Below are 924 nucleotides of genomic sequence, written 5' to 3'. Positions count from 1 at the left end.
GTCGAGCCGGATTCGATCTCCTGCGACAGCGCGTCCTGCATGCTGCATGAGCCGCAATCAGCAAGGCTTGATCGGACGCCAAGCCTTCAGCACCGAAAGTGCGGAAGAACCAAAGTTGCACGCCGAAACACATTCGGCTTCATAAACATGCTGATGGATATCTCCCGGAAGAACCAGCCGAACCGCGAATCATCCATCGGCAGAGTTCCGGATCGGCCTTTGGCTCATCCGAGCCGTTGGTCGAACTCGATGCGAGCGGGTGATGTCAGGGCCCGTTTTGCCCGTCGCAGTGGTGGCGACGGCGGATTGTTCGCCACGTCTCCGGAACCGCGGGCCGGCGGGACTTGAACGGGGGGCGCCGGTCCCCTGCCCTTTCCCATCGTGGGCAAGCCGGGCTCCGGCGCGGACCAACCGCTCGTCATCGGCGCACGACGCGAGGCTCGGTCTCGATCAGGCGTCCGGTTCGGGCAATTCATGCCCGAGAAGGCCGGCGGCGCGGCCACGCGCAAGCATGGCCTTGATCCGGTGCTCGCGAGCCACGCGCCTGAGATTGCGGGCGGAGCCCGGCTTGCCCTCCCCTGCGGTAGTCACGCCCGCTCGCGCGAAGGCGTCCGCGAACTCCTCCAAGGCTGCCGCTTCGGCTAGATGTTCAGTCCCTTTGTGTGGTGGTACACCTGCGACCGCATGGAGGGACGCGCTATGGGACAGGTTCTCCACGGCAGCGCCACGACGACTGAGCGGCTGTGTTGAAGGTCAAGCGGTGAGTGGCCGCCATGGCGTACGATCGCGGACGATGGCGTTGAGCGTCACCAGGAGCTTTCGCATCACCGCAACAAGGGCAACCTTCCTCGGTCGGCCACGCTGGGTGAGCCGCTCGTAGAAGGGCCGGAAGGGAGAGCCTCGCCGGATCGCGGTCAGCGCAGC

Annotated in this window: 1 protein-coding gene and 1 pseudogene; one reads left to right on the top strand and one right to left on the bottom strand. The window is 65.5% G+C overall.

Annotated features, from left to right (window positions below; all coding sequences use genetic code 11):
- Positions 1 to 348 (top strand): hypothetical protein (locus MFF24_RS28635; RefSeq protein ID WP_238229221.1); only part of this gene is annotated, 348 nt, incomplete at its 5' end.
- A 405-nt stretch (positions 349 to 753) separates the two neighbouring features.
- Here MFF24_RS28635 and MFF24_RS28630 read toward each other — a convergent pair.
- Positions 754 to 924, bottom strand: a pseudogene (locus MFF24_RS28630) (IS110-like element ISMno7 family transposase); the annotation flags it as partial.

This window comes from Methylorubrum aminovorans (assembly GCF_022179725.1).
Taxonomy (GTDB): domain Bacteria; phylum Pseudomonadota; class Alphaproteobacteria; order Rhizobiales; family Beijerinckiaceae; genus Methylobacterium; species Methylobacterium aminovorans.
This window is presented reverse-complemented; position numbering and strand designations above follow the sequence as displayed.